Below are 19,869 nucleotides of genomic sequence, written 5' to 3' on the forward strand. Positions count from 1 at the left end.
GCAATAGGGCAGTAAGGCAGTAAGGCAGTAAGGCAGTATGTTTAACACAGACGTTCACATACTGCCTTACTGCCCTACTCACTTACTGCCTTATTCCCGTGTCCCCTCAATGGCCGCATCGCCAACCGCGAAATAGATGTTCTTTCCGGTCAGTTTGGAAAGCTGCTGCAAGCGGCCTTCGGGGCGATCCGAAATCAGATCTGCAAGATCGCCGGGAACAACCAGTGCAATGCCGGTTTCCTCCTCGCGCCAGACAAGACGCGGGATAACGCCCGGCATCGACGCCGACAGAAGATACACCACGCGCAGCAAGGCTCCGAGCAGCTTCGCTCTTTCACGCAGACGCGGCGTGGCAAGCTGCATGATTTCCGGTGCAATCTCGTCCTCGATCAGCCCTTCGTGGCGATAATAGTTGGCAAGCGCCATGAAGGAGCGTCCGGCATGGTCGATACCGCCGAACGAGCCATGGGCAATGATGTTCAGCGCCTGCGAGCCGCGATAGTCGGGGTGCGCGCGCCAGCTTATATCGGCCACAAGGCATGCAGCTTGCCTGTAGCGCGCCTCGTCCTCGGTTTCATCAAAACCGAGAACAGGCAAGGATAAGGTCGTCCAGCTTGCCAGTTCGCGGGCATGGCGCGGTGAGCGTGAGCGCAGGATGGACAGTTCATCTGCCGACGCCAGCAGCGGATCGAGCCGCTGTTCGTTCTTGGGCAGAAGGGAATAAAGATAACCTTCACGCACGCCGAGGGCGGAGAAAACGATCTTCGAAGGCTTCATCAGGCGGATCGTTTCGAGCAGCACCGTAGCACCGTAAGACAAAAGCTGGCGGCGGTTTTTCGAAACCGCCTCGATGCCGCGCATCGTATCCAGATTGCCCTTGGCAACACGCTTGAGGAAGCTTTGCGCTTCCACCGGGTTTATCTCATAGCCGTGCATGACATGCAGCGGATAGTTCTTCGCCGTCATATGCAGCTTGGCAAGGTTACGCCAGGTACCGCCGACCGCATAGAAAACCTGGCCCTGATGGGCTTGCAGCAGCTTTGCCTTTGCCAGTTCCGTACGTGCAATCTTGACCGCTTCCGGCAATCGCCCGTCAGACATATCCTGCAGACGCAGGCCACCCAGCGGCAGGGTGATCCCCTCGCCCACCTCATGGTCGTCCACGGCTATCAGTTCCAGACTGCCGCCGCCAAGGTCGCCCGTTATGCCCTTCGGCTTGTAGAAACCGGAGATGATGCCAAATGCTGAATAATAGGCTTCTTCCTTGCCGGACAGGACTTCGATATGGCGGCCGAGAATGGCCTCCGCCTGTGCGATGAAGTCTGGCCCGTTTTTCGCCTCTCGTGCCGCCGCGGTTGCCAGCGCGTGGATGGAAACCGCTCCGGCCTGTTCGGCCAGAGCGCGAAACCGTTTCAGCGCACGAAGCGCCGCCTCGACGGATTTCTCGTTGAGCTTGCCGGTCTTCGCGAGGCCTTTTCCGAGGCCGCAGAGAATCTTTTCATTGAAAAGCACCGTCGGCGAACGGACGATGCCTTCATAGATGACGACACGGATCGAGTTCGAGCCAATGTCGATGACCGCGACGGGCTTGAGCCCTTTAAGGCGGCCTTGTGCTACAGCTGGACTCATGCAGTCGTTTTTCTTTCCGCCTGCGCGCGCTTGCGATGCGCGATAAGGCGGGGGGCCGAAGACTTCAGCGACTTTCCGCGACCCGACAGGCTAGGATTGGTCATGAAATATTCCTGCGCGTTGAAAGCTTCCTCTCCTTCTTCTTTTTCTATCCGGCGAGAGGTGCCGTCCGCAAGTAGCTGATAGCTCTGCTGGTTATCAATTATGTTGGCAAACATGATTTGCGACAGGATTTGCTGGTGCACTGTGGCATTTGTGATCGGAACGAGGGTCTCCACACGGCGATCGAGATTGCGCGGCATCATGTCGGCGGAACCGATATAGACGATCGCCTTGTCGGAAGGCAGGTCATTACCGTTTCCGAAGCAGAAAATACGGCTATGCTCCAGAAAACGCCCGACAATCGACTTGGCGCGAATATTGTCCGATAGCCCCGGAACGCCCGGACGCAGGCAGCAGATGCCACGCACGACGAGATCGATCTGCACGCCCGCCTGGCTTGCCATATAGAGCGCGTCAATAATCTGTGGATCGACCAGCGCATTCATCTTCATCCAGATCGCTGCCGGTTTTCCGGCCTTCGCATGGGCGATCTCATCCTCGATGTGCTTGAGGATGCGCGCGCGCAGCGTAAAGGGTGAAATCGCGATCTTCATCTCCTCGGCGGGCTGCGCATAGCCGGTGATGAAATTGAAGATATGCGCTACGTCGCGGGCAATATCCGCATCCGACGTGAAGAAGGACAGATCGGTATAGATGCGCGCGGTAATCGGGTGATAATTGCCGGTGCCAAGATGCACATAGGAACGCAGCTTCTGGTCTTCACGGCGCACCACCAGCGACATTTTTGCGTGCGTTTTCAACTCGATAAAGCCAAACACCACCTGAACGCCCGCGCGTTCCAGATCGCGAGCCCAGCGAATGTTCGCTTCCTCGTCGAAACGCGCCTTGAGTTCGACCAGAGCCGTCACGGATTTTCCGGCTTCGGCGGCATCGACCAGCGCGCGCACGATCGGGCTGTCATTGGAGGTGCGGTAGAGGGTCTGCTTGATTGCCAGCACGTCCGGATCGGCTGCTGCCTGCCGCAGGAACTGCACCACCACATCGAAGGATTCGTACGGATGATGGACCACGATGTCCTTTTCGCGAATCGCTGCAAAGCAATCGCCGCCATGCTCGCGAATACGTTCCGGGAAACGCGGATTGTAGGATACGAATTTCAGGTCATCGCGCGGGATTGAAACGATCTCCGAAATCATGTTGAGCGCCAGAAGGCCCTCATGCACGCTGATACGGTTTTCCGAAACGCCAAGTTCCGTCGCCACGAAGACGCGCAGCGCTTCCGGCATTTCTCCGTCAAACTCGATGCGGATCACCTGACCGCGGCGGCGTCGTTTCAGCGCCGTCTCAAACAGGCGAACGAGGTCTTCCGCCTCTTCTTCCACTTCGATATCGCTGTCGCGGATGATGCGGAACGTTCCGGCGCCGCGCACTTCATAACCGGGGAACAGCCGTCCGATGAACAGGCTCACTGCGTCCTCGATGGTGATGAAGCGGTAAACGTTCTGCTGGTCCGTCGGCAGTTGGATAAAGCGCTTCAACGCAACCGGAATGCGCAGCAGCGCCGTCATCGGATGATTATCGGCACGCCGCGCAAGCTGCAAGGCAATGGAGAATCCGAGGTTCGGAATGAACGGGAACGGATGCGCCGGATCGATGGAGAGTGGCGTCAGAACCGGGAAAATCGTTTCGAGAAAATGGTTTTCAAGCCATTCCTTTTCCGGTTTTGAAAGCGCGGACGGACGAACAATCTCGATGCTTTCCTGTTCCAGTTCCTCGCGCAGTGCACGCAGGCGCTGCTGCTGTTCTTCCTGCAGGCGCCCTACTTCATCGAGAACGAAATCCAGCTGTTCCTGCGGTGTGCGTCCATCGGCACTGCGCAGTGCCACACCGGCGCGCACCTGGGCGGCGAGACCGGCAATGCGGACCATAAAGAATTCATCGAGATTGGCGGCGGAGATGGACAGGAAACGCAGGCGTTCGAGCAAGGGCTGGCGCATATTCGCGGCCTCCTCGAGAACGCGCCGGTTGAATTGCAGCCAGGAAAATTCGCGATTGACGAAGCGGCCGGCGCTTTGCATCAGCTCGCCGTTCAAAGCTTTGTGAACGTCAGGGGCTATGTCCATGTCGGGAACGACGGTTGGGTTAGGGGCTAGTCCGGCTGTCATCTCGTGTGTTCCGCCTTGGAGTGCGCTGGGGGTTTCGCTCGCCATAACGCTGTTTTCGCTCATTTTTCCTGTCCCGACTTCCGCCGGAACATTCCGGCTCCATCTATTTCTTTTCCGCGCATCTGATTCCGAAAACCGCTTCGCACTTTTCGGGATACGCTATAAGCCTATGGCTGCCATATGACAGTTTGATAGCAATTAGCTTGAAATGTCCTCAGAATTGATGAAAACGCTTCCGGAAACAAGACTTTCGCGGTACAGGCATGCCAATGTCTATGCATGATCTTGCCCGGCATACGGTTCAGGATCATGCTCATACCGCCATCGACCAGAACCGGAGCATGTTATGTCCGATCACATCATTCCTCACTTTCAGAACGACGCCGGCCATGCTGCCATCGAAATCGGCGTGAAGGAATTCATGTGCGTTGGTGCAAACCCGCCCTTCGATCATCCGCATGTGTTTCTCGACATGGGCGATGAAAATGAAGTCGTTTGCCCGTATTGCTCGACCCTCTATCGCTACAACGCCAAGCTTCATGCCGACGAAACCGTTCCGGCTGGCTGCGTTTACGAAGCACCTGCTGATAAGGCCGCTTAATCCGGGCAGTCTCACGACGGGGCTGAATGCCGGATGATCTCATCGACATGAGCAAAGGGCGCATATTGATTGCCGGGGCCGGAGTTGCCGGCCTGTCGGCAGCACTGGAGCTGGCAGCACGCGGCTGGAATGTCCGGCTTGTCGAAAAGGCCGAGACCCTTTCGGAAGTCGGCGCAGGGTTGCAACTTGCTCCCAATGCAATGCGCCATCTGGAACGGCTCGGCGTTGCCGACCGTCTTTCTTCCCAAGCCGTAACACCGGAAGCGCTCTACCTCATGGATGGGCGTAAAGCGCGTCCGCTGATGGAAATGAAGCTCGGTGACAAGGCTCGTCAGCGCTGGCACCATGCTTACGTCGTTTGCCATCGCGCCGACCTGCAATCCGCCCTGCTTGATGCCTGCCGTGAAGAGCCCGGCATCGACATCAGCCTCGGCGCTGAAATCACAAATCATCGCGTCGAAAACGGGACCGTTGCGGCCACTATCCGCCACGGCAATTTTGAAGAATCTGTCGAAGGAGCCTATCTGATCGCCTGCGATGGCGTCTGGTCGGCGGAACGGTCAAAGGCAGGCATCAGCAACGCCCGGTTCAGCGGCCATATTGCCTGGCGGACAACCCTTGGCGCCGATGCCCTGCCCTCCTCTTTCCTGAACGCGATGCCGGAGCGCAAAGCTGTCTCCGCCTGGCTCGGCAACAAGGCGCATTTCATCGCCTATCCGGTCAAGGGCGGCAATTTCTTCAATTTCGTCGCCATCACGACGGGCGAGAATCCCGGCGAAGTATGGTCCAGAACCGGCGATCCGGCACATTTGCGCTCCATCTATGCGGATTGGGGCGCTCCGGTTCGTGATCTTCTGGCAGCGACCGATGCATGGACCTATTGGCCGCTTTTCGAAATGGCAGACGCCCAATTCGCAGGGCCGGATCGGATGATCTTTCTGGGCGACGCATCGCACGCGGTCACACCTTTTGCGGCGCAGGGCGCTGCCATGGCAATCGAGGACGCGGCGGCCCTTGCCGAAGCGTTGGACAACAACGACCCCGAAGCAGGGTTGAGGCGCTTCGATACCGTCCGCAAGGCGCGGCTCGCGGCGGTCGCCAAGCGCGGTCAGTTGAACAGGTTCGCCTATCATGCCACCGGCATTTTCGCGCTTGGCCGCAACACGCTCTTCGCCATACGCAGCCCGGAAAGTTTCCTGAAGGATCTGGACTGGCTTTACGGCTATGACGCCATTGCGGCCATGCAGGATTAAGCTGCGTCACGCGCTGCTTCGAGCGTCGCCACGTCGAGCTTGACCATCTTCATAACGGCATCGGCTACGCGCTGGCGCTGTTCGGCGGAGCCGTTCTGCAGGATATCCAGCACCATTTGCGGGACCACCTGCCACGAAAAGCCATATTTGTCCGTCAGCCAGCCGCATTCCATCGGCGCACCGCCCTCCATCAGCTTTTCCCAGAACATATCCAGTTCCGCCTGATCCCTGCATTGGACGAAGAGCGAGACCGCCGGGGAAAACTTGAAGGTCGGTCCGCCATTCAGACCGGATATCGCCTGCCCATCGAGCGTGAAGTTCACGACGACCGGCTGATCCTCGTTCTGCCCGTGGCCGTGCTTGAAACGGATAGCGCCGTCAATTGAAGCCGGTCTTCCGCAGGCGCGGAAGATCGAGACATAGTGGTTCGCGGCTTCTTCAGCCTGTCCGTCGAACCAGAGACAGATTGTCAGTCCTGACATTTTCTTCTCCTTTGTCTTACCTCGCCACTAGCCCATGACCTTTTTGGCTTCTTCCATATCCATCCACATAATCTCCCAAATATGGCCGTCGAGATCTTCAAAGCTGCGTCCATACATGAAGCCGTAATCCTGTTTCGGACCTGGATCGGCCTTGCCGCCAGCGTTTACCGCCTTCTCCACAGTGGTATCGACTTCAGCCTTGCTTTCCGCAGACAGACAGATCAGCACTTCGCTGACCGTGTTGGCATCGGCAATCTTCTTTGGCGTGAACTGGCTGAACTTGTCGTGGTCAAGGATCATCACGTGGATCGTATCCGAAATGACCATGCCGGAAGCCGTTTCATCCGAGAACATGGGGTTTTTGGTCGCGCCGATGGCTTCATAGAAGCTGGTCGACTTCTCAACATTCTTCACTGGCAGGTTCACGAAAATCATTTTCGGCATAGGATTTCCTCCGTTGGCGGGCCAAGTGACCCGATCTTACTTTACGATTATCCATCGCCTGCCCGGCTCCCCCGGCGATAAGGTCGAGCCATGTGTCTCAGGCCCGTCATGTGTTCGATGATCGAGCCTTCCGACGCGAAACAATTCACGCAATTGGCATCGGAAGAACTCAAAGTTCGCTTGTACATAATGGCATATAAGTTATAATTAGCAACTATGACGTTAGAAAAAATAACCAAACCGGGAAAATCGGCTGCCAAACGCAGTTATGACGACGCCTGCGCTGCGGCTCATGCCCTTGATTTGATTGGGGAACGCTGGTCTCTTCTGGTCATGCGCGAATTGATGTTCGGCCCCAAACGCTTCAGCGATCTGCGGGCTGATCTGCCGGGTGTGAGTGCAAATGTTCTCACACAGAGGCTCGAAGGACTGGAAGAAGCTGGCATTCTTCGCAAGACAAAACTTCCCCCTCCGGCATCGGTGCAGGTCTATGAACTGACCGAATGGGGCTATGAGAGCGAACCCATCCTTCAGGCGCTCGGCCGCTGGGCGGCACGTTCGCCAAAACACGATCCCAACCTGCCGATTTCAACCACTTCCTTCCTGCTTTCACTGCGAACCATGATGGATCATGACAGGGCTCTCGGTATGCAGGCCGTGATCGGTCTCCGTCTGGACGGAGAAGATTTCACCGCGCGGCTGGACGATGACGGGATCCAGATAGAACGCGGCACAGCGCAGCAATACGATCTCCATTTTGAAAGTTCGCCGCGCATGCTGGCCGCAGCCATCTATGGTGGGCAACCCCTTTCAGTGCTGGAAAACGCCAATGTTCTCAAGGTCATAGGCGACCGTGCCCTGGCGGAAAAATTCGTGACATTGTTCCCGCTTCCCGACAAGGCTCCGCTGCCCGAGTAAATTATGCAACTTTTTAGTTGCGTATTTTTGCAGCTGCTCTATATTGGCAACCATTAAGTTGCCAATTACGGAGGATGCATATCATGACCGTTGCAAGCAATACTGACCGCATCGTGAAGACGGTCGACATTCGTGCAGGGATTGACCGCGTATGGCGCGCCCTTACCGATCATGAAGAATTTGGAAGCTGGTTTCAGGTGAAGCTCGACGGACCATTCATTGTTGGCACCCGTTCGACCGGCCACATCACCTATCCCGGTTTCGAGCACGAGCCGTGGGAATCCTTCATCAAGGAAATGAAGGCGCCGAGCTATTTTGCCTTTACATGGCATCCCTATGCCATAGACCGAAGCATCGACTATTCCAAGGAACCGCCGACACTGGTGGAATTCAAACTGGAAACGGTCGAGACCGGAACGCGGCTGACGGTGATCGAAAGCGGTTTCGATGCCTTGCCTGCCGAACGCCGCCCGCTGGCGTTGCGAATGAATGACGGCGGCTGGGAGGAGCAGGTCGGCAACATCAAAAGACACGTCGAAAATGAACGATAGGCCAGCGATGACCGGCACGGATATGTCCATGGTTTTTGCAGCGCTGGCCGACCCGACCCGACTGGCGCTCATCGAAACCTTGAGCGATGGCGAAAGCCGTTCGATTGTGGTGCTGTCGCAAAATGGCAGCATCACCCGGCAGGCAGTCACCAAGCATCTGTCCGTGCTGGAACAGGCAAAACTGGTCGAACGCGAAAAGGTCGGACGGGAGAGCAGGTTTCGCCTGCACCCTGCCCCCCTTGTCGATGCCCGCGCCTATCTCACAACTGTTTCCAGCCAGTGGGAGGATGCTCTCCAGCGCCTGCGCCGGTTTGTGGAAGATTAAGGCTGGTTGAAAAGCAGCGAGGATGTGCCCTTCACGAAGCCCAGCTTTTCGTAGAAGGGCACAAGCCGTTCCGGGCAATAAAGCTCGAAGCTTTTCACGCGCTTCAGCTTTTCATGACTGAGAATGCGTTCGACAAGGGCTTGCCCCAGCCCCTGCCCCCGATGCTGTTCCGATACAATCACATCGAAAATCAGCGCCTTGAAGGTGAAGTCGCTCAGGACACGAGCGAAGCCTGCAATCTGGCCTTTTGCGTCGAGGCAGAAGAGAAGCAAATCGCAATGGCCGAGCATATGCGTAACGTCATCAAGCGTACGTTCTTTCGTCCACCATTCGTTGCAATAGAACGCATGGAATTCGCGATACCGTTCGGCTGGAAGCTCTTCGATCCATTGAAAATTCGTCACAATGCCCCTCGCCTCACAAAAACACCCGCCGGAAAATACCGAGCGGGTGTTTTGATTTCAGGTTTAAAGCGGATCAGTGGAGAATCTGGCTGAGGAACAGCTTGGTGCGCTCGTGCTGCGGATTGTCGAAGAACTGATCCGGCGAGTTCTGCTCTACAATCTGGCCCTGATCCATGAAGATCACACGATTGGCAACCTGACGGGCAAAGCCCATTTCGTGCGTCACGCAGATCATGGTCATGCCTTCGGCAGCAAGGCTCACCATCGTGTCCAGAACTTCCTTCACCATTTCCGGATCGAGAGCCGAGGTCGGCTCGTCGAACAGCATGACCTTCGGGTTCATGCACAGTGCACGGGCAATCGCCACACGCTGCTGCTGACCACCCGAAAGCTGGCCCGGATATTTGTTGGCCTGTTCCGGAATCTTCACGCGGTCCAGATAATGCATGGCGATTTCTTCTGCCTTCTTCTTCGGCATCTTGCGAACCCATATCGGCGCAAGTGTGCAGTTTTCCAGAATGGTCAGATGCGGGAAAAGGTTGAAGTGCTGGAACACCATGCCGACTTCACGGCGCACTTCGTCAATCTTCTTGAGGTCATTGGTCAGTTCGATGTTGTCGACAACAATCTTGCCCTTCTGGTGTTCTTCCAGACGGTTGATGCAGCGGATCATGGTCGATTTGCCCGAGCCCGACGGCCCGGCCACAACGATGCGCTCGCCGCGCATAACCTTCAGATTAATGTCCCGCAGGACGTGAAACTCACCATACCACTTATGCATATTGGTGATTTCGATGGCGACATCGGTTTTGGAAACCTGCATCTTCGAACGGTCGACATCCACTCCGAGCTCGGATTGCGGGAGGGCGCTTTGTGCACTCATTTCCATTATTCCCTTTATTCTTATCGTTTATGACCCGTGTCGAGCCGTCGTTCCATGAATATAGAGTATCGCGACATAGCGAAACAGAAAATCCAGAAAACGAAGCCAGCAAAGATCAGACCGGTGGCAGGCGTCTGTGGAGAAGCCCAATTGGCATCGGAAAAGTTCTGACGGACGATGCCCAGCAGATCGAACATGCCGATGATGTAGACAAGGCTCGTATCCTTGAAGAGCCCGATGAAAGTATTGACTATACCCGGGATGACGAGCTTCAGCGCTTGCGGCAGAATGATGAGGCCCGTCTTCTGCCAGTAGCTGAGGCCGAGTGCATCCGCACCCTCATATTGCCCGCGAGGAATGGCCTGAAGACCGCCGCGCACCACTTCCGCCATATAGGCCGAAGCAAAAAGCGCCACGCCGATGAGCGCACGCAACAGCTTGTCGAATGTTACGCCCGGCGGCAGGAACAGCGGCAGCATCACGCTGGCCATGAACAGCACCGTCACCAGCGGAACCCCACGCACCATCTCGATGAAGATGATCGAGAAGGTCTTGATGACAGGCAGCTTCGAACGGCGCCCGAGTGCCAGCACGATACCAAGCGGCAGCGACACGGCGATACCGACAAAGGACAGAACAAGCGTGACCAGCAGCCCACCCCAGAGCGGCGTTTCCACAAAGGGAAGACCGAACCAGCCGCCGACCAGCAGGAAGAAGGCGACAATCGGGAACACGAAGAAGAACAGGATCGCATTGAGAGCCTTGTTCGGAACCTTCGGGATCATAAGCGGCACGAGCAGGACGACGAAGATAAGCGCCGTCAGATTGACACGCCAGCGTTCGGAAATCGGATAGCGGCCATAGAGGAACTGCTCATATTTCGCGTTCACGAATGCCCAGCAGGCACCCGACCAGCCTTCCGGTTGCGCACCGCCCTGTGCGACGGTCAGGCAGGCCGTGCGATCCGCACCGGTCCACACGGCCTTGAAGAACAGCCACTCGATGATCGGCGGAAGGAACCATGCCACGGCCAACAGGCCGAGAATGGTCAGTGCCGCGTCAACAGGCGTTGCGAACAGGTTGACGCGCAGCCAGTGCGAAATGCCCTGCACGGAGCGCGGTGGCGCTTCGCCTTCCACCATCTGCGCGCGGACATATTGGAGCTCTGCGTTTTCCATTGTCACCTCTCCACCAGCGCCATCTTGGCGTTGAACCAGTTCATCAGGCCGGAAACGATCAGGCTGATACCCAGGTAGATCACCATCCAGATCGCCACGACTTCGACCGATTGACCGGTCTGGTTGAGGATCGTGCCGCCGACGGCGACAAGATCAGGATAGCCGATGGCAATGGCGAGCGACGAGTTCTTGATAAGGTTGAGATACTGGCTCGAGAGCGGCGGAATGATGATGCGCAGCGCCTGCGGCACGATGATGAGACGCATCGTCTGGCCGGGACGCAGACCAACCGCATAAGCCGCTTCGGTCTGCCCTTTGTTGACACCGAGAACACCGGCGCGAACCGTTTCGGCGATGAAGGAAGCCGTATAGAAAGACAGTGCCAGAAACAGCGCCAGAAATTCCGGCTTGATCTGTGTCCCGCCCGCCAGATTGAAGGTTCCGAGCTTCGGCGAGTCAAACGAAATCGGAAAGCCGGTCGCGATCAGCGCCAGTATCGGCAGGCCGATAATCAGGGCGGCGGACACGCGTATCGTGTGAAAAGACTGGCCGGTTGCCATCTGGCGGCGTTTTGCCCAGCGCGCGACAACGACGGAGGCCACGATGCCGACGAGAAGCGCCACCGGCAGAAGCCAAGCCCCCTCGCCCCAGATAGGGGATGGCATGAAGAAGCCGCGATTGTTGAGATAGGTGCCAAGCGGAAGGGCGAAACTGTCGCGTGCCTGCGGCAGGACCGACAGAACGCCGAAATACCAGAAGAAGATGACGAGCAGCGGCGGAATGTTGCGAAAGATTTCCACATAGACCGTGCAGATCTTGCGGATCAGCCAGTTGCGCGAAAGACGCCCGATACCGACAAGAAATCCGATGATTGAAGCCGTCACGACACCGAGTGCAGCCACGTAAAGCGTATTCACCAGGCCGACCAGAAAGGCCCGGCCATAGTTCGAATCGCTGTTGTACTGAATAAGCGTCTGGCTGATATCAAACCCGGCGCGCCCGTTGAGGAAACCGAAGCCGGACGCAATATTTGCGCGTTGCAGATTGGTGATCGTGTTGCCGACGACCCAGTAGATTGCTCCAATGACCACGCCAAAGACAAGGACCTGATAGAAGATGCCGCGAATCCGCGGATCGTACAGGAGCGAAGTTCCGCCGCTGTCCTGGCGACGTTCAGTTGCAGAATAGGAAGCCATATGTTTCCTGTGCCTCTCGGCTGGCTGCATCGATGTCGATCGGGAAAGGCCGACCCGCGCTTGCGGAGCAATTCCTGAAATCGAGGCATCGAATGCCGAACCGTTCGGTCCTGCAGTCCTCTGTTCAGGCTCATATCGAGCTTGCGGGCCTGCACGACGCGGTTGAATTCCAAAAACAGCTTGTCAGCATTCAAATACCCGCACGATGCGGGACCAACAGCAAACGGACAAACTGCAGAGCCGACAAATCCGGCGGGTGCTGTGCTGCACCCGCCTGACGATCAGTCTCGAGAGTAAGGCCCGTTAGCGCACAGGGATGCCATATTGCAGGCCGCCCTTGTTCCACTGGGCATTGATGCCACGTGCAATCTTGAGTGGGCTGCCGGCGCCGATATTGCGCTCGAAGATTTCACCGTAATTGCCGACACCCTTGATGATCTTCACCACCCAGTCATTGTCGAGTCCGAGATCAGTGCCGATCTTGGTGTCTGCTTCCACACCGAGGAGGCGCTTGATGTCCGGGTTGTCGGACTTCTTCATCTCTTCGACATTGGCCTGCGTAATGCCGTATTCCTCGGCGTTGAGCAGCGCATTATGCGTCCAGCGAACGACGTCTGTCCACTTGGAGTCGCCCTGACGGACGGTCAGGCCGAACGGCTCCTTGGAGATGATTTCCGGCAGGATGACGTGATCGTCCGGATTGGCAAGCGCCAGACGAACCCCGTAGAGGCTGGACTGGTCGGTCGTATAGGCGTCGCAACGGCCGGAATCGTAAGCGGCATTCGCCTCTTCGATCTTCTCGAAGACAACCGGATTATATTCCATCTTATTGGCGCGGAAATAGTCGGCCATGTTCAGCTCGGTCGTCGTACCGGCCTGAACGCAGATAGAAGCGCCGGAAAGCTGCAATGCGGAATTGATGCCCGACAGCTTCTTCGAATTGATCATGAAGCCCTGGCCGTCATAATAATTGACGCCGGCAAAATCGAGACCGAGCGCAGTGTCGCGGCTGATGGTCCAGGTCGTGTTACGGATCAGGACGTCCACCTCACCCGACTGAAGGGCCGTGAAACGCTCCTTGGCGTTCAGCGGCGTGAACTTCACCTTGGTCGGATCGCCGAAAATGGCAGAAGCCACTGCGCGGCAATAATCAACGTCGAAACCGGACCATTCACCCTTGTCGTTGGGCGAAGAAAAGCCCAGCAGGCCCGTGTTAACACCGCATTGGAGAAAACCTTTCGCTTTCACATCGGAAAGCGTGTCCGCGGATGCTCCCGAAGCGACGCCAAACAGCGCCGCCGCACCCAATACACCCGTCATAAGAGTTTTTTTCATCTGGCCTGCAACCTTTTTGTTCCCTGGAGAACGCTGGACCGTCGGCTCGCAGCGCCTCTTGTTGCTTTATTTTTGCATAAACCCGTTGGAAAATCCGCGTGACCTCCCAAGCCCATGCCCTACAACAGATTGTCCCCGCCCGAGACCGATTCCGGTCTTCGATTTTTATTTTTGAGCACAGTGACAAACCTGTCGCCTTCACGGATCTTATCGAAGGCGAAAATTTGCCGTTGGTCAAGGCAATAACGCAGTCTGGTGAACAGGCTTTCAAAAAAGATGAGGGAGAAATATTTGAAAATTTACACGGTTTCCCGATTTCTGGGTAGCGACTATCCTATGCGACTCCAGTGAAGCTACTGAACAAAAAATATGAATATAACCCAATAAATACAATTATCTATAGATTATAGCCATTCCAGATGCGCATGCCTGAAGACAACCTGTGATGGAAATCAGATATGCGGCATCGTGCTTTCTTCATCCAAAGAAAAAATAATATTTCGCGTCGCCATGTAGCGGGCAACCCACCAGGTCGCGACGAAACCGATCGTCAGCCCCGCGACAACGTCGGTCGGATAATGCGCGCCGGCGGCAAGCCTGCTGATCCCGAAGAGAATGCAGATGAGGACTGTCAGGATGCGCCAGCGCGGCAGGAATATCCAAAGCGACACCATCATGATGCCAGCCATCATGGAATGGCCGGATGGGAAGCTTTCATAGAGGAATTGCCCCTTGAAAGGCGAGAAATAAGCCGCTCCCACGTCATCGAGAAGAAACGGGCGCGCGCGGCCTATGGCGAGTTTGCCGATTTCGACCGGAATGCTTGCGACAACGATCGAGGCCAGCACGAGCGTTGCCCAGCTGTGAAGCTTCACGAGCCATGACGCGGCGCTGCCACGCAATTTTGGAGAGAGCAATATCGCTGTGACGAGCCACACGACAATGCCGATTGCCAGCCAGACGACAGTGCGAATCGCGTCCGTGACCGCACGCAGAAATTCCATGATGAAACTGGTGCTCGGCACGGTGATGCGGATAATGTCGGCATCCCACAGATGCAGCACGAGAATGATGAAAGGCATAAGCACGACGATTGCGGTCATTTCTAGCGTCCATGAGGACGGCGCGCCCTTATAAGCCGGTCGTATAAGAGCTTGAAGAAGTTCCAGCGCAGCGCGAATGGGATAAAGAAAAATGCTACCCGTATCTGGCGCCGTCATAACAGAGATATCCTTTCAAACGCATCTTACACAATGAATTGCACGCGAGGTTGCATCCGAAACGCGCACATCCTATCCAAGTATTCAAAGTTTCCGCCGCAAACGGAATCGCAGATCTTTTTGCCGCAGCCGATCTTGATGCGACCCGGCAGAATCCTCTCTTTCGAGAAGCGGCGGGCGAGAATCGGCGGACGAGAATCAGTGGGATAGCATGCAACATGGTCTGGAGGCATTTTCGTGACTAAGCAGCAGGGCAAGACGCAGCAGGACAAGGCGGGGAAGCTGGGCATAAACACACGGCTCGCTCACGACGGTTATCAGCCGCGCGATTATCATGGTTTCGTCAATCCGCCGGTTGTCCGCGCCTCGACCGTGCTTTTCCCCGATGCGGAAACGATGGCGACCGGCAACCAGAAATACACCTATGGCACGCGCGGCACGCCAACCAGCGATGCGCTGTGCGCAGCCATCGATGCGCTGGAAGGTTCGGCGGGCACGGTTTGCGTGCCGTCAGGACTAGCAGCGGTTACTGTTCCGCTTCTCGCCTTCCTGTCGCCCGGCGATCATGTGCTGTTTGTTGATTCGATCTACAATCCGACCCGGCATTTTGCCGATACGATCCTCAAGCGCATGGGCGTGGAGGTCGAGTATTATGATCCCGAAATCGGTGCCGGCATCGCGACGCTGATGCGCCCGAATACCAAGGTCGTGTTCACGGAATCACCGGCGTCAAATACATTCGAGATGCAGGACATTCCGGCCATCGTTGAAGAAGCGCATAAGGGCGGCGCCATCGTCATGATGGACAATACCTGGGCGACGCCGCTTTACTTCAAGGCGCTCGATTTCGGCGTGGACATCAGCATCCATGCCTCCACCAAATATCCGTCCGGCCATTCGGATATCCTGTTCGGCACGGTTTCGGCCAATGAGAAATGCTGGCCGCAGCTTCTGGAAACGCATGGAACGCTCGGCCTGTGCACCTCGGCTGACGACACCTACCAGATCCTGCGCGGCATGCGCACCATGGGCGTGCGGCTGGAACATCACCGCAAAAGTGCGCTGGAAATCGCCCGCTGGCTTGAAAGCCATCCGGCTGTTGACCGCGTTCTGCATCCCGCACTGGAAAGCCATCCCGGCCATGAAATCTGGAAGCGGGATTTTTCCGGCTCGTCGGGCATTTTCTCCATCGTGCTTGCAGGCGGCGGGCAAAAGGAAGCCCATGCCTTCCTCGATGCGCTGGAGATTTTCGGCCTTGGCTATTCCTGGGGCGGCTATGAAAGCCTCGCGGTTCATGTCCGCCTCAATGACCGGACCGTTGCCAAGGGCGACTATCCGGGGCCGGTGATCCGGCTCCAGATTGGTCTGGAAGACGTGGCGGACCTGATTGCCGATCTCGAAAAAGGCTTCGCAGCGATCTAAGCCGGTTTTGCAGCGGTCATCTTGCGTGACCGCGCTCGAACCGTCTTTTTTGCCGTTTTCAGGGGTTTCGGTTCTCTTTCGGAAAGTCCTTCCACAACGGCCTCTATCATGGTGCAGGCGACGAAATCCGCCTGCATTTCTTCCCGCAGCGCTTCCCGGTCGACAGATCTCGCTTCGTTCGGATCATGCCATAGCACCACCCCGATGCGCAGGGAGGACCTTAGCCGCCGTAGCCGACGCACGGCAAACCGGGCGTGACGCGCTGCCTGCTGGTCCAGAAAGCAGATCATCAGCGTATCCCTGCCGGAAAGATCCAGCGTCCTGAGATTGGCAGGATTGAGCGCATCATGCGCGACAGCTTCTGCTGAAGCTCCCTGCACGGCCAGCACCTGTGCCAGCATATTGGCCGCCGTGTCATCAAGCCCTTTTCGGCCACCAAACGTCAGAAGCGACCGGCCTTCTCCAGATGGAAGTTCCAGATCGGACGCATCCTCATCGCCGTCCGGATTTTCAATCGCTATATCTTCACCATCGCCCTCTTCCTCGCTCGCAATCTGCTCCAGATTGGCCACCAGCGTCTTCGTGCTTTCTGCAACGATCTGCAATTGCGGCTGGGTCAGCACGCCACGGAGGCGATCCTGCTCCGCCATCAAAAGCGCCGGAATGGCGACCGAACCATAGAATTCGACCAGATATTTTTGTTCCAGCATTTCCTCGGCATTGTCGGTGGCTTCGTCCGGGTCGCCAGCCAGCAGACGCTGATAAAGGCGTTCCTTGGGATCAAGCACAGGCTCGTTGCCGAACAGAATTTCCAGAAATTCGAACTGCGGCACATGACGCCCCAGCACCACGAGGCAGACCGTCAAGGGCGTCGACAGAACAAGGCCCACCGGTCCCCAGAGCCATGTCCAGAAAATAGCCGAGACGATGATCGCAAGCGGTGAAAGCCCGGTACGTGATCCATAAAGCCATGGCTCGATCACATTGTTTATAAGAAGCTCGATGATGATGAAGAGCCCGATCGTCCATAGGAGCAGATCCCAGCCGGGAGCAACCGCAAAGGCGAGAAACAGCGGCAGGATCGCCGCGATGACCGGGCCGATATAGGGGACGAACCGCAGGACAATCGCCAGCATTCCCCATAGGGCCGCATTGGGAATACCCAAAATCCAGAGTCCCAGGGCGAGAGGCACGCCATAGGTGATATTCACCACAAGCTGCGTCAGCAGATATTGGCCAACCCGTTTTCCTGCGTCCTGCAGGGCTTCGGTCGTGCGGTGAAGATCGCCATAGCCGACAAGCCTTATGAAGCGATCCCGCAACTCCTCCCGTTCAAGCAGCATGAAAATCACGACGACGACCACAAGCCCCGTCGTCGCCAGCGGACCGATGAGTGGCTCGATGATGCTCCTGAGCGTTTCAACCGGATGGCGCGGCGAGAATATCTGAACGAGAAGCGGTTTTTCTTCCGGTTGCTCCGAGGGTAAGGCCTGCGTCTTCTGTTCCGGCCGGTTTATTTCGGTGCCGATGCGCTCGACAAAACTGTTGAGCCGATCAAAGAAGCTGTTATCGGAGCCGGCTTCCTTGAGCGTCCTGATCTTCTCGATGATGTTGTACTGATAGATCGATATATTCTGCCCAACTTCGGATACCTGAAAGGCAACCACGGCGCTGAAGACCGCCATGATCAGAAAGCCGCCAGCGACACTTGTAATCACCGCGACCAAACGCGGAAGGCCGGCCCTGCGGAAAAAGGCGACAATGGGCGCCAGCGCGAATGTCAGCAACACCGCTATGGCAAGCGGCAGGAAAACGTCTTTTGCAAAATAAAGAATGGCAACGGCCACAGCCATTGCCGCCAAAGTCGGCAGGCGTGGCGGTGCCATCGTGACAGAACGTACCGCAGAATCCGGCTTGTCGATACTCTCCATGAACCCCTCTTCAGCCGTCTTGGAATATTCGGCCTGTTAGCCGCAATAACTGAAAAGGCAGGCATTCGGTTCCAAGTCTACATTAGCATTTACTAATAATAATATTCCTCACCATGACTTGGTATTTTTGGAAGTAAATTTTAATATAAATAAATATAGGATATACACTCAATGTATTGAGTGCTGGAAATATGCGGGGACATGCTTTGTCGTTAATATCAGTGGAAAAACTTATCAATCAAAACTTACGTAGACATCTCCTAACTCTACTTTTGGTAGTAGTTTCGTCGGTCTCATATGCTCAGCAAACACCGGGATCCGTACAGGTCGGCGTCTATGTCAGCGAACCATTCGTCAACAAACAAGGCAGTTCTTACTCCGGCATGGCAATCGATATCTGGCAGGATATCGCCACGCGCATGAACCTGGTGTCGCAATATGTGGAATATCCGAACTATACCGAGCTGGTAAAAGCCGTCTCCGAAGGCAAGGTCGAAGTCGCCGTTACAAATATGACGATCACGGAACAGCGCGCCGAGATCGTCGATTTCACTCATCCATGGTTTGACGCAGGCTTGCGCATCATGGTGCATACCGAAGCAGGCAACGGCTGGGACGACCTTATCACTCGCCTTGATGATGCCGGGCATCTTGCGACTTATGCCTGGATTCTGGCTATCCTCGTTGCCGCCACTTTACTGCTGACAATCTTCGACAGGCGTTTTGATGAAGGTTTTCCAAAGCGCTGGCGCGAGGGATTGGCAGAGAGCTTCTACCATGTGGTCTCGGTTGCGACCTCAGGCAAAACTTCGCGAAAGAATCTGTTCGGCTGGGTGGGGCGCATCTGGCAGACGTTCTGGATGGTGTTCGGCATTGCGATCATCGCCTATGTGACCTCATCGATTACAAGCGTCATGACCATTGCGCATATCGACAACAACATTTCGAACCTTTCCGACCTGCAGGGGAAATCCGTTGGCGTACGTGCGGGCAGCGTCTCGGAGCAATTTCTGAAGTCCCGCTCCATCGCGACAGTTCCTTTCGACCATATGCCCGAAGCCGTAAGCGCGCTCCTCAACGATGAAATTGCGGCAATCGTCGGCGACGGACCCGTTCTGGAATATTACGCCCATCAAAATGCCGACCAGCCCGTCGATCTGGTCGGCAATATATTCAGCCCCGACAAATATGGTTTTGCCTTTCCGCGTCATAGCGAACTGGTCAAACCCGCGACAGTCGCGATCATCAGCGCCCATGAAAGTGAGACAATCGCCAAGCTGAAAGCCAAATATTTCGGCCCCCAGAACTGAACTGCACACAAAAAGGCGGCCAGTGGCCGCCTCAGACTGCTGACAAACCTCCGGCAGGGTCAAAATGACCTCAGATTCACGGAACGTCCCAGATTCAGAACGTGAACAAATCGGAATCAAAGCCCCTCGTTTTTGACTGCTTCCAAAAATCGAGGGGTTTGTAATCAATCTGAGGCGGCCAGTGGCCGCCTTTTCATTGTTCCCATGAATGGCTTACCGGCCCGCCACGATGGACGAAATGATGCCGGTCGCAATGCCGATCAACATGTAATCATTGTTGACCTTGACCCAGTGATAGCCCCGCGGCGGCTTGCGCAGCCTGTAGCTCGAATAATTTTTTACGACATGACCGCGATAGTTCGGCGGCAGGCGATTGCCCTTCTTCCAGCTTTGGTGACGGCGATTATCATACTTGCGCGCATCATATTTCGGGCCTCCCTTGTGCATCTGGCTGTAAGACGGCTTACCGTGATGCGACGGATAGGGTTGGGCCATTGCAGCTGGTGCTGCGAGAAAGGAAAAGGCAGTAAGAGCAATAACGATCGGCTTCATATCGGCT

The 19,869-nt window shown here is 56.1% G+C and carries 20 protein-coding genes; 8 read left to right on the plus strand and 12 right to left on the minus strand.

The annotated features are described in order from the left end of the window. Positions 1-90: 90 nt before the first annotated feature. Together ppx and JNC70_RS09825 are read right to left on the minus strand one after the other, a co-directional pair. On the minus strand, positions 91-1,629 hold the full coding sequence (gene ppx / locus JNC70_RS09820; protein ID WP_104753945.1) for an exopolyphosphatase: 1,539 nt from the start codon (positions 1,627-1,629) through the stop codon (positions 91-93). Next, a complete protein-coding gene (locus JNC70_RS09825) occupies positions 1,626-3,857 on the minus strand; it encodes an RNA degradosome polyphosphate kinase (protein WP_245414696.1) in 2,232 nt (743 codons plus the stop codon). The genes ppx and JNC70_RS09825 overlap by 4 nt, the downstream gene beginning before the upstream one ends. A 346-nt stretch (positions 3,858-4,203) precedes the next feature. Here JNC70_RS09825 and JNC70_RS09830 point away from each other — a divergent pair, with 346 nt between their 5' ends. Both JNC70_RS09830 and JNC70_RS09835 read left to right on the plus strand, forming a co-directional pair. Further along, on the plus strand, positions 4,204-4,458 hold the full coding sequence (locus JNC70_RS09830; RefSeq protein WP_104753943.1) for a zinc-finger domain-containing protein: 255 nt from the start codon (positions 4,204-4,206) through the stop codon (positions 4,456-4,458). Between the two features lie 47 nt (positions 4,459-4,505). After that, positions 4,506-5,711, plus strand: coding sequence for an FAD-binding protein (locus JNC70_RS09835; protein WP_104754105.1), 1,206 nt, complete (start codon positions 4,506-4,508; stop codon positions 5,709-5,711). On the opposite strand, the gene JNC70_RS09840 is transcribed toward JNC70_RS09835, so the two are convergent. Then, positions 5,708-6,193 carry a VOC family protein gene (locus JNC70_RS09840; RefSeq protein WP_104753942.1) on the minus strand — a complete coding sequence of 162 codons (486 nt, stop codon included), beginning with the start codon at positions 6,191-6,193 and terminating at the stop codon, positions 5,708-5,710. The genes JNC70_RS09835 and JNC70_RS09840 overlap by 4 nt on opposite strands. Before the next feature lie 27 nt (positions 6,194-6,220). Further along, positions 6,221-6,637 (minus strand): VOC family protein, encoded by a 417-nt coding sequence (locus JNC70_RS09845; protein WP_104753941.1) that lies wholly within the window; start codon positions 6,635-6,637, stop codon positions 6,221-6,223. 216 nt (positions 6,638-6,853) lie between these two features. Between JNC70_RS09845 and JNC70_RS09850 the strand changes: the two genes are divergently transcribed. The 3 genes from JNC70_RS09850 (at position 6,854) to JNC70_RS09860 (ending at position 8,431) form a co-directional block, all read left to right on the plus strand. After that, positions 6,854-7,555, plus strand: coding sequence for a winged helix-turn-helix transcriptional regulator (locus JNC70_RS09850; protein WP_104753940.1), 702 nt, complete (start codon positions 6,854-6,856; stop codon positions 7,553-7,555). Positions 7,556-7,638: 83 nt separating this feature from the next. After that, entirely contained in the window at positions 7,639-8,106 is a 468-nt protein-coding gene (locus JNC70_RS09855; RefSeq protein ID WP_104753939.1) for an SRPBCC family protein, read from the plus strand. Positions 8,107-8,113: 7 nt separating this feature from the next. Next, on the plus strand, positions 8,114-8,431 hold the full coding sequence (locus JNC70_RS09860) for an ArsR/SmtB family transcription factor (RefSeq protein ID WP_104754104.1): 318 nt from the start codon (positions 8,114-8,116) through the stop codon (positions 8,429-8,431). Here the strand turns inward: JNC70_RS09860 and JNC70_RS09865 are convergent. The 5 genes from JNC70_RS09865 to JNC70_RS09885 form a co-directional block, all read right to left on the minus strand. Next, a complete protein-coding gene (locus tag JNC70_RS09865) occupies positions 8,428-8,835 on the minus strand; it encodes a GNAT family N-acetyltransferase (RefSeq protein ID WP_104753938.1) in 408 nt (135 codons plus the stop codon). The genes JNC70_RS09860 and JNC70_RS09865 overlap by 4 nt on opposite strands. A 73-nt stretch (positions 8,836-8,908) precedes the next feature. Beyond that, entirely contained in the window at positions 8,909-9,718 is an 810-nt protein-coding gene (locus tag JNC70_RS09870) for an amino acid ABC transporter ATP-binding protein (RefSeq protein ID WP_104753937.1), read from the minus strand. A 20-nt stretch (positions 9,719-9,738) separates the two neighbouring features. Beyond that, the gene (locus tag JNC70_RS09875; RefSeq protein ID WP_104753936.1) at positions 9,739-10,896 is read right to left on the minus strand and encodes an amino acid ABC transporter permease; all 1,158 of its coding nucleotides are present in this window, start codon (positions 10,894-10,896) and stop codon (positions 9,739-9,741) included. 2 nt (positions 10,897-10,898) lie between these two features. Further along, complete coding sequence (locus JNC70_RS09880) at positions 10,899-12,092, minus strand: amino acid ABC transporter permease (RefSeq protein ID WP_104753935.1); 1,194 nt, start codon at positions 12,090-12,092, stop codon at positions 10,899-10,901. Between the two features lie 303 nt (positions 12,093-12,395). Continuing rightward, positions 12,396-13,427 (minus strand): amino acid ABC transporter substrate-binding protein, encoded by a 1,032-nt coding sequence (locus JNC70_RS09885; RefSeq protein WP_104753934.1) that lies wholly within the window; start codon positions 13,425-13,427, stop codon positions 12,396-12,398. A 98-nt stretch (positions 13,428-13,525) separates the two neighbouring features. Here JNC70_RS09885 and JNC70_RS09890 point away from each other — a divergent pair, with 98 nt between their 5' ends. Then, positions 13,526-13,753, plus strand: a complete 228-nt coding sequence (locus tag JNC70_RS09890) for a hypothetical protein (RefSeq protein ID WP_104753933.1) — start codon at positions 13,526-13,528, stop codon at positions 13,751-13,753. 126 nt (positions 13,754-13,879) lie between these two features. Here JNC70_RS09890 and lpxE read toward each other — a convergent pair whose 3' ends face one another. Next, a complete protein-coding gene (gene lpxE, locus JNC70_RS09895; RefSeq protein ID WP_104753932.1) occupies positions 13,880-14,647 on the minus strand; it encodes a lipid A 1-phosphatase LpxE in 768 nt (255 codons plus the stop codon). A gap of 237 nt (positions 14,648-14,884) precedes the next feature. Between lpxE and JNC70_RS09900 the strand changes: the two genes are divergently transcribed. Next, the gene (locus tag JNC70_RS09900; RefSeq protein WP_104753931.1) at positions 14,885-16,069 is read left to right on the plus strand and encodes a cystathionine beta-lyase; all 1,185 of its coding nucleotides are present in this window, start codon (positions 14,885-14,887) and stop codon (positions 16,067-16,069) included. On the opposite strand, the gene JNC70_RS09905 is transcribed toward JNC70_RS09900, so the two are convergent. After that, positions 16,066-18,000 carry an AI-2E family transporter gene (locus JNC70_RS09905; protein ID WP_104753930.1) on the minus strand — a complete coding sequence of 645 codons (1,935 nt, stop codon included), beginning with the start codon at positions 17,998-18,000 and terminating at the stop codon, positions 16,066-16,068. The two genes, JNC70_RS09900 and JNC70_RS09905, sit on opposite strands and share 4 nt — an antisense overlap. Before the next feature lie 383 nt (positions 18,001-18,383). On the opposite strand from JNC70_RS09905, the gene JNC70_RS09910 reads away from it, so the two are divergent. Then, entirely contained in the window at positions 18,384-19,310 is a 927-nt protein-coding gene (locus JNC70_RS09910; RefSeq protein WP_342587822.1) for a transporter substrate-binding domain-containing protein, read from the plus strand. Between the two features lie 213 nt (positions 19,311-19,523). Here JNC70_RS09910 and JNC70_RS09915 read toward each other — a convergent pair whose 3' ends face one another. Then, on the minus strand, positions 19,524-19,862 hold the full coding sequence (locus tag JNC70_RS09915; protein ID WP_104753928.1) for an RcnB family protein: 339 nt from the start codon (positions 19,860-19,862) through the stop codon (positions 19,524-19,526). Positions 19,863-19,869: the final 7 nt, after the last annotated feature.

It is taken from the genome of Brucella oryzae, assembly GCF_041929965.1.
Lineage (GTDB): Bacteria > Pseudomonadota > Alphaproteobacteria > Rhizobiales > Rhizobiaceae > Brucella > Brucella oryzae.

What these genes read in the sequence shown, in the direction of transcription:
- ppx (WP_104753945.1), bottom strand. Translation starts at nt 1,629, where the DNA reads ATGAGTCCAGCTGTAGCACAAGGCCGCCTTAAAGGGCTCAAGCCCGTC.
- JNC70_RS09825 (WP_245414696.1), bottom strand. Translation starts at nt 3,857, where the DNA reads ATGACAGCCGGACTAGCCCCTAACCCAACCGTCGTTCCCGACATGGAC.
- JNC70_RS09830 (WP_104753943.1), top strand. Translation starts at nt 4,204, where the DNA reads ATGTCCGATCACATCATTCCTCACTTTCAGAACGACGCCGGCCATGCT.
- JNC70_RS09835 (WP_104754105.1), top strand. Translation starts at nt 4,506, where the DNA reads ATGAGCAAAGGGCGCATATTGATTGCCGGGGCCGGAGTTGCCGGCCTG.
- JNC70_RS09840 (WP_104753942.1), bottom strand. Translation starts at nt 6,193, where the DNA reads ATGTCAGGACTGACAATCTGTCTCTGGTTCGACGGACAGGCTGAAGAA.
- JNC70_RS09845 (WP_104753941.1), bottom strand. Translation starts at nt 6,637, where the DNA reads ATGCCGAAAATGATTTTCGTGAACCTGCCAGTGAAGAATGTTGAGAAG.
- JNC70_RS09850 (WP_104753940.1), top strand. Translation starts at nt 6,854, where the DNA reads ATGACGTTAGAAAAAATAACCAAACCGGGAAAATCGGCTGCCAAACGC.
- JNC70_RS09855 (WP_104753939.1), top strand. Translation starts at nt 7,639, where the DNA reads ATGACCGTTGCAAGCAATACTGACCGCATCGTGAAGACGGTCGACATT.
- JNC70_RS09860 (WP_104754104.1), top strand. Translation starts at nt 8,114, where the DNA reads ATGACCGGCACGGATATGTCCATGGTTTTTGCAGCGCTGGCCGACCCG.
- JNC70_RS09870 (WP_104753937.1), bottom strand. Translation starts at nt 9,718, where the DNA reads ATGAGTGCACAAAGCGCCCTCCCGCAATCCGAGCTCGGAGTGGATGTC.
- JNC70_RS09875 (WP_104753936.1), bottom strand. Translation starts at nt 10,896, where the DNA reads ATGGAAAACGCAGAGCTCCAATATGTCCGCGCGCAGATGGTGGAAGGC.
- JNC70_RS09880 (WP_104753935.1), bottom strand. Translation starts at nt 12,092, where the DNA reads ATGGCTTCCTATTCTGCAACTGAACGTCGCCAGGACAGCGGCGGAACT.
- JNC70_RS09885 (WP_104753934.1), bottom strand. Translation starts at nt 13,427, where the DNA reads ATGAAAAAAACTCTTATGACGGGTGTATTGGGTGCGGCGGCGCTGTTT.
- lpxE (WP_104753932.1), bottom strand. Translation starts at nt 14,647, where the DNA reads ATGACGGCGCCAGATACGGGTAGCATTTTTCTTTATCCCATTCGCGCT.
- JNC70_RS09905 (WP_104753930.1), bottom strand. Translation starts at nt 18,000, where the DNA reads ATGGAGAGTATCGACAAGCCGGATTCTGCGGTACGTTCTGTCACGATG.
- JNC70_RS09910 (WP_342587822.1), top strand. Translation starts at nt 18,384, where the DNA reads ATGGCAATCGATATCTGGCAGGATATCGCCACGCGCATGAACCTGGTG.
- JNC70_RS09915 (WP_104753928.1), bottom strand. Translation starts at nt 19,862, where the DNA reads ATGAAGCCGATCGTTATTGCTCTTACTGCCTTTTCCTTTCTCGCAGCA.